Origin of the sequence: Egicoccus sp. AB-alg6-2, assembly GCF_041821025.1 — a bacterium.
In the GTDB taxonomy this organism is placed as follows: Bacteria; Actinomycetota; Nitriliruptoria; order Nitriliruptorales; family Nitriliruptoraceae; genus Egicoccus.
Window position 1 is genome coordinate 516213 of the sequence record NZ_JBGUAY010000001.1, and the last position, 7200, is coordinate 523412.

Here is a 7200-nt window from a genome sequence, read left to right on the forward strand (position 1 = left end):
CGCCCTCGTTCGTCGTCGGGAACGGCGGGACGCTACCGGGCCAGCGCTACTCGTCGCGGCCCTGAGGGATGGTGTCGTAGGCGTCGGGGGTGTAGCGCACCCCCGGGTCCCACATCAGGAACTCCTCGACGCCCTGGTCCCGTGCGGCGCGGATCTGCTCGCGAACCTGGTGCGGACGGTCCCAGGCGCGATAGGTCGTGTCCTCGAGCCACGGCACGATGCGGGTGTCGGTGCCCTCGACCTGCGCCTTCCAGACCTGCAGCGTCGCGTCGATGATGTCGTAGGGCTGGCGGTTGGGATCGGCGACGCCGTACTCCCCGGGGCCCCAGTGCGAGGGATAGATCATCGGCGCGACGTAGTCGAGGTACTGCGACATGCCCGGGACGTCCTGGGCGATCTGGGTGGGCCGGTCGGCGGCGATGCCGTACAGGGACGCGCCGTGCCTGACGCCGTACTTCGACAGCCGCTCGTCCGCCAGCCGCGTGAACTCGATGATGGCCGGCTCGAGCGGTTCGTCGTTGGGGATGCCCTCGAGCACGAGGTTGGCCCGGGGACCGTCCGGCTTGCGGATGTAGTCCCAGAGGATGTCGTCGACGCCGGCGCGGGCGGCCTCCTCGGCGATGGCGAGGTTGTACTCGATGACGTCGGGGTGGGAGAAGTTGGTGAAGCAGCACTCGTAGCGGCCGGTGTAGGGCTCGCCGTCGGTGGTCTGCACCAGCCAGTCGAGGTGGCCGTTGTCGCGGGCCCACGGACCGAGCTTCGGGTCGCGGAAGGCCACGATGCGACCGGCGACGTGGATGCCGCGTTCGTGCAGGAAGGCGATGGTCTCCTCGAGGTCGTACACGCCCTCGTTGGCGCCCGACTCGATCGCGAGCTCGACCTCGCTGTTCCAGCCGATGCGGCCACCCTCGTCCTTGAGCGTGAGCGCGATCGAATTGATGATCCCGTCGTCGACCATGGCGAGAATGCGCTCGCGGAAGCTCGGGGTCGCCCACGCGTGCGGCGTGACGTGGACGCTGCGGACGAGGTCGACCTCGACGCGCGAGGGGACCGTCACCAGTGTGAAGGCGTCGTCGCTGCTGTTGCCGGCGGCGTCGACGGCGACGATCTGCAGTTCACCCTCGGGCGCGTCCGTCAGTTCGAGCTCGAAGCCGCCGTCCTGGTCCGCCGTCGTCTCCTGGTCGGCCACGGTCACCGCCGCACCCGGTTCCGTGGTACCGGCCACCACCACCGGTTCCCCGGCGACGACCGCGCTGTCCGGGGAGATGAGCTCGATCTCGGGTGGCGTGGCGTCCACGGCGAACCGCCACTCGTGCAGCACCTCGGGCTCCGCCGCCTCGTCGTCGGTCTCGACCGGGGTCCGCTGCACCGCCAGGTGGTACTCCCCGTCGTCGAGCGTGTCCGGCGACCACCGCAGCGTCCCGGCGTCGCGGTCGGCGTCGACCGCGTGCGCGTCGAGCACGAAACCGACCGTTTCGGGCACCCCGTCGTCGCTGCTGACCTCCCAGGCCGCCTCGCCCAGGGTGTCGGCGTTGAACAGGGTGCCGTCCTCGGGCCCGGCGAACTCCAGCGGGGCCTCGGGTTCGCCCTGACAGGCGGTCAGCACCGCCACAGCCGCGAAACCGGCACACAACCAGGTCCCGATGCGTTGCCCGTTGCGCCTCATGCCGCCCCCGTACTCCGTGGTTTCCTCGCCGTGTGCGCGAGGGACGGTATCCGTTGCCCGGAGGCGTCATCGCCGGGTCGAGGGCGCCCCGGCGGCCCGATACGGTCACGCGACCACACCGCCGCGCCACTGCACCATGGGGATGCCTTGTCCGACGTCACCATCCACGCCCGCACCCGCCCGCCACGCCGCGGCGCCCTCGTCGTCGCCGCCGCGCTGCTGCTCGGCGCCTGCGCCGGGCAGCCCGAGGGGCCGACGGGGGATCCCCTGGTCGCGCCCGAGGACGCGGTCACGCCGGCCGGGGACGACGTCGCCGCCCCCGACCCCGAGGACGACGACCCGCAGGCGGACCCCGAGGAGGCCGAGGCGGGGGTCGGCGACGAGGGCGAGCCGCTGCCCGACCCGGCCGAGGTCGGCGCGAACGAACTGGGGCAGATCCCGATCCTGATGTACCACCGCCTCCTGCCGGACGGCGGCGGCGAGTACGACCTGACCGCCGACGAGTTCCGCGGCGAGTTGCAGTGGCTCTACGACCACGGCTACCGGCCGGTGCGCATGGCCGACGTCGCGGCGGGGCGGATCGACCTGCCGGCCGGCACGTCGCCGGTGGTACTGACCTTCGACGACTCCACGCGTGAGCAGTTCGCCCTGGACGCCGACGGCGCGGTCGCGCCGGACACCAAGGTCGGCATCCTCGAGGAATTCGGCGAGCGGCACGAGGACTGGGACGCCACCGCCGCCTCGTTCTACGTCATCACCAGCTCGCTCTTCGGTGGCGGGGATCGCGGCGAGGGGCTGCTGACGGCCCTGGCCGAGCGCGGCTACGAGATCGGCAACCACACCCATACGCACCGCAACCTCGGGCAGGCCGACGGCGCCGAGGTCCAGCAGGAGCTGACGCAGAACTCGGCGATGGTCGAGGAGCTGACCGGCGCGCCGACCGCCACCCTGTCGCTGCCGTTCGGTGTGCGTCCGCAGGACCATGCCCTCTCGCTCGCGGGTGAAGCCGACGGGATCGGCTACGAGCACCAGGCGGCGCTGTTGGTCGGATCCGGACCCGCGCCGTCGCCCTTCCACCGCGAGTGGGATCCCGTCGGCGTGCCCAGGATCCGTTCGTCGCCCTCGTGGGACGGCGGGGACCCGGACTGGGGCTCCGCCTTCTGGCTGCAGGTGCTCGAGGACCACCCGGAGCGCAGGTACGTCTCCGACGGCGACCCCGACACCATCGCCTTCCCGGCGGACCTCCAGGACGGCCTCTCGCCCGAGTACGCGGACCGGGCACTGGCGTACTGACGGCGGCGACAGCCACGGATGAACGGCCCTGCGCGGCGGTTGCGGTCACGGTCGCCCGCGACGACCCTCGGACCATCCCCGACCCCGGAGCTGCGCCCGTGCACGTCGACGCCGACCGCCTTCTGCCCGCCGAGCCGGCCCGGAGCCTCGATGACCACCTCGCCGCTGGCGGCGGTGCCGGTCTCGCCCGGGCCCTCGAACTCGACGGCGACGCGATCATCGACGAGATCGACCGGGCTGGCCTGCGGGGTCGCGGTGGCGCCGGATTCCCGACGGCCCGCAAGTGGCGGGGGGTGCTCGAGACCGCCGCGAGTGCCGGCGGGCGACTGAGCCTGGTCGCCAACGCCGCCGAGGGCGAACCGGGCACCTACAAGGACCGGGTGCTGATCGAACAGCAGCCCTACGCCTTCCTCGAGGGCATCTGCATCGCCCTGCACGCGACGCAGGCCGGCTCGGCGCACGTGGGTATCAAGGCCAAGTTCACCGGCCCCGTCGAGCGCCTGCAGACCGCGCTGGCCGAGGTGCGTGCGGCCGGCTGGCCGGGTGCGGACCGCATCGAAGTGGTGCTCGGCCCCGACGCCTACCTGTTCGGCGAAGAGACCGGGATGCTCGAGGTCATCGAGGGCAAGTTGCCGATGCCGCGCATCGTCCGCCCCTACGAGCAGGGACTGCACGCCGCCACCAGCGCGCCCAACCCCACGATCGTCAACAACGTCGAGACGCTGTCCCACGTGGCCGCGATCCTGGCCAACGGTGCCGACTGGTTCCGTCAGGCCGGGACCGACTCGTCCCCGGGCACCATGATCTTCACCGTGGTCGGGGACGTGGACAATCCCGGCGTGTACGAGTTGGCGCTCGGGACCCCGCTGCGGACCCTGTTGGTCGACATCGCCGGTGCCCGCGACATCAAGGCCGTCTACTCCGGCGTCTCCACCTCGGTGCTGACCCCCGACCGGCTCGACGTGCCACTCGGGTTCGACGAGATGCGCGACATCGGCGCCGGCATGGGGTCGGGGGGCTTCGTCGTCTACGACACCTCCCGCAGCATCGTCGACGTCCTCAGCGTGCTGATCCGCTTCCTCGCGATCGAGTCCTGCGGGCAGTGCAACGCCTGCAAGCTGGGCAACACCGCCATGGCCGAGGTGCTGTTCGCGGTCCAGCGCGGCGAGGCGACCCAGGCGGACCTCGAAACCCTCCTGCGCCGCAGCCACACGGTCACGGACGGCAACCGCTGCTACCTGCCGGTCGGCTCGCAGTTGCTGGTCGCCAGCACGATGCAGGCCTTCGTCGACGAGTTCGTCGCCACCGTCGAGCGCGGCGAACCGACGCCGGCGGACCTGCCGACGCCGTTGATCGACGCCATCGACGAGTCGACCGGCGAGGTGATCTACCACCCGCGCTACCACCTCAAGCGCAGCGACTGGTCCTACACCGACGCCGACCCCCGCGACGAACGGCTCGCCGCCATCCGCGACGGCGGCTGAGCGGACGTCACAGCTCGTCGGCCCGCGGAGGGTCGGCGCCGGGGCGCGTGCACGTGATCGCCGCCACCCGGACGGCGGTCTGCAGCGCCTCGCGCCACGCCGTGACGTCCAGGACCTCGAGGCCCGCGCGTGAGAGCGCGGAACGGGCTTCCAACGCGTGCAGCAGGCCGGCCGTGAACGCGTCGCCCGCGCCGACGGTGTCGACCACCTCGACGCGCAGGCCGGCGACCTCGACCACCTCCCCGGAGGCGAGATGGGCCTCGGCACCGTCGGGTCCGCGGGTCACGACCACCGCCGCGGGGCCGTTCTGTGCCCACCGGTGCGCCACCTCGACGGGATCCTGGTCGGGGTGGAGCAGGCGCAGGTCCTCGTCGCTGACCTTCACGAGGTCGAGACCGGGAACCAGCTGCTCGAGCCGGGCACCGTAGTCCTGCAGGTCGTCGATCACGGTCGGACGCACGTTGGGGTCCAGGCTCCGCAGCCCGTCACCGCGGTCGCGGGACAGCAGTTCTGTCACCGCCGCACCCGCGTGCGGCGTCGTCAGCGTGATGGCGCCGAGCGAGACGTGCACGGCGTCGGTCGCGTCCCAGCCGTCGAGGTGGCGCACGCCCAACTCGGCCGCGCTCGTGCCGGTCAGGTAGAAGCCGTACGAGGCGCGCCCCTGGTCGTCGAGGTGGACGACGGCCAGGGTCGTCGGCGCGTCGGTCCGGGTCGCCAGCCGCAGCGAGACGCCCTCGCGGCCCAGCCGGGTGGCCAACTGCTCACCGAAGGGGTCCCGCGAGAGGCAGCCGACGTAGGCGGTCGGCGAACCGAGCCGACCCAGACCGACGGCGACGTTGTAGGGGGATCCGCCCGGCAGCGGGTGCCGGGCGTCCGCGGCCTCGCCCGGCGCCGGCGCGAGGTCGACGAGCGCCTCGCCGACGACGACGATCACGGCGCGATCACGGCGCGAGTTCGACGAACACGGCGGTGTCGGCCGGCAGGCGCAGGGTCGCGCCCGACACCGTGGCGCCGTCGGCGCTGGCATACGCGAGACGCCCGCTCCGCGGCAGGGTCAGTTCGGCGACGGCATCGGAGGCCGCGTCGGACCCGACGTGCAGGGCCACCACGATGTCGGCGGGCTCGTCGGCCTCGCCCCGGCGCTCGCTGCGCAGCAGCGCCAGGACCGGGCCGGCGTCGGTGAGCCAGGACCACGTCGAACCGTCGCGCAACGCCGGCAGCGCCCGTCGGGCCCGCAGCAGCTCGCGCGTGCGCTCGAGCGGGGACCCGGCCCGGCCGGTCTGCGCGGCGACGGTGTGCTCGGGGCGCCGGTTGTCGCCGAACGGCAACCAGGGGGCGCCGTTCGTGAAGCCGAACCCCTCGCCCGGCTCCCACAGCATGGGGGTGCGCACCGGGTCCCGGCCCTTCGCGCCGGGGTTTCTGACCGCGATGGGGTCCTGGGCGGAGTCGTCGGCCAGTTCGCCGTCGTCCAGGCCGAGCTCGTCGCCCTGGTACAGGAACGGGACGCCCGGCAGACCGCAGAGCAACGTCAGGTAGGCGCGCGCCCGCCGGGCGCCGAGCTCGCCGCCACCGAAGCGGGTCGCCGCCCGCGGGTCGTCGTGACTGCCGAGCGGCCACGCGAAGTTCTCCCCGGCCGCCTCGAGCAGCCCGCCGAGTGTGGTGCGGATCTCCTCGACGTCCCAGGCGGTGTGCAGGGTCGCGAACGCGAACGCGAGATGGAGTCCGTCGCGGCGTTCGACGTAGCGGCGGAGGCGGTCGGTCTCGAGCAGGTACACCTCGCCGAGCAGCATGGCGTCGTGCTTGCTCGCGACCTGGTTCCACTCGCGGTAGATGTCGAGGACGCCTTCCTGGTCCTGGTCGAAGCGGTGGTCGAACGAGCGGAACCGCTCACGAGGCGAGGCGTCGGGCCCGACCTCGCGCAGGACCGGGTTGTCGCGGAACTGCTCGTCCTTCACCAGGGCGTGGGCGACGTCGATGCGGATCCCGTCGACCCCGCGGGTGAACCAGGTGTCGATGACGTCGACGAAGGCGGCCCGGACGTCCTCGTTGGCCCAGTTGAGGTCCGGCTGCTCCGGCAGGAACAGGTGCATCCAGTACTGCCCGGACGCCTCGTCGTAGGTCCAGGCGGGCCCGCCGAAATTGCTGACCCAGTTGTTCGGCGGACCGCCGTCGGGGGCGGGGTCGCGCCAGACGTACCAGTCCCGGTGGGTCGCGTCGCGTGAGGAGCGTGCGTCTCGGAACCAGGGGTGCTCGCTCGACGAGTGGTTGGGGACCAGATCGAAGATCACCTTCAGTCCCAGCTCGTGGGCGCGGTCGATCAGCGCGACGGCGTCGTCGACGCTGCCGTACGTCGGTTCGACGCCGAGGTAGTCCGAGACGTCGTAGCCGTGGTCGGCCTGCGGCGAGGGGTAGAACGGCGTGATCCACACCAGGTCGACGCCCAGGTCTGCCAGGTACGGCAGGCGCTGCCGGATGCCGGGCAGGTCGCCGACACCGTCACCGTCGCTGTCGGCGAACGAGCGCACGTAGATCTCGTAGCCGACCGCGCCCTGCCACCACGTCACCGCTACTCCTTCGTCGTCGGGGTCGTCTCGGCGGTCACGCTACCGCCGACCAGGCGAACGCCGTGTTCGCCGAGCGCCGATCCGACCCGTTTCCCGGCTTTCCGGTCTATCGTCGCACGTGATGCCGGCGGAGCACCGCCGCACCACACGACCGACGCCACCGTCGTCAGCCCGCACGGCGGTGGCATGACCT

General features: G+C 72.3%; 6 protein-coding genes. 2 read left to right on the top strand and 4 right to left on the bottom strand.

Annotation, left to right across the window (positions count from 1 at the left end; all coding sequences use genetic code 11):
- Positions 1 to 46: 46 nt before the first annotated feature.
- Positions 47 to 1666 (bottom strand): putative glycoside hydrolase, encoded by a 1620-nt coding sequence (locus ACERMF_RS02550; protein WP_373667436.1) that lies wholly within the window; start codon positions 1664 to 1666, stop codon positions 47 to 49.
- Positions 1667 to 1813: 147 nt separating this feature from the next.
- Here ACERMF_RS02550 and ACERMF_RS02555 point away from each other — a divergent pair, with 147 nt between their 5' ends.
- On the top strand, positions 1814 to 2959 hold the full coding sequence (locus tag ACERMF_RS02555) for a polysaccharide deacetylase family protein (RefSeq protein WP_373667437.1): 1146 nt from the start codon (positions 1814 to 1816) through the stop codon (positions 2957 to 2959).
- A 98-nt stretch (positions 2960 to 3057) separates the two neighbouring features.
- A complete protein-coding gene (locus ACERMF_RS02560; RefSeq protein WP_373667438.1) occupies positions 3058 to 4443 on the top strand; it encodes an NADH-ubiquinone oxidoreductase-F iron-sulfur binding region domain-containing protein in 1386 nt (461 codons plus the stop codon).
- A 7-nt stretch (positions 4444 to 4450) separates the two neighbouring features.
- On the opposite strand, the gene ACERMF_RS02565 is transcribed toward ACERMF_RS02560, so the two are convergent.
- The 3 genes from ACERMF_RS02565 to ACERMF_RS02575 form a co-directional block, all read right to left on the bottom strand.
- A complete protein-coding gene (locus tag ACERMF_RS02565; protein ID WP_373667439.1) occupies positions 4451 to 5377 on the bottom strand; it encodes a carbohydrate kinase in 927 nt (308 codons plus the stop codon).
- Between the two features lie 7 nt (positions 5378 to 5384).
- The gene (locus ACERMF_RS02570; protein WP_373667440.1) at positions 5385 to 7007 is read right to left on the bottom strand and encodes an alpha-amylase family glycosyl hydrolase; all 1623 of its coding nucleotides are present in this window, start codon (positions 7005 to 7007) and stop codon (positions 5385 to 5387) included.
- A 2-nt stretch (positions 7008 to 7009) separates the two neighbouring features.
- Positions 7010 to 7200: hypothetical protein (locus ACERMF_RS02575; protein WP_373667441.1), on the bottom strand; the 191-nt coding region annotated here is incomplete at its 5' end.

Bases quoted from the DNA above. Each gene is read 5' to 3' on its own strand.
- ACERMF_RS02550 (WP_373667436.1), bottom strand. From the start codon at position 1,666: ATGAGGCGCAACGGGCAACGCATCGGGACCTGGTTGTGTGCCGGTTTC.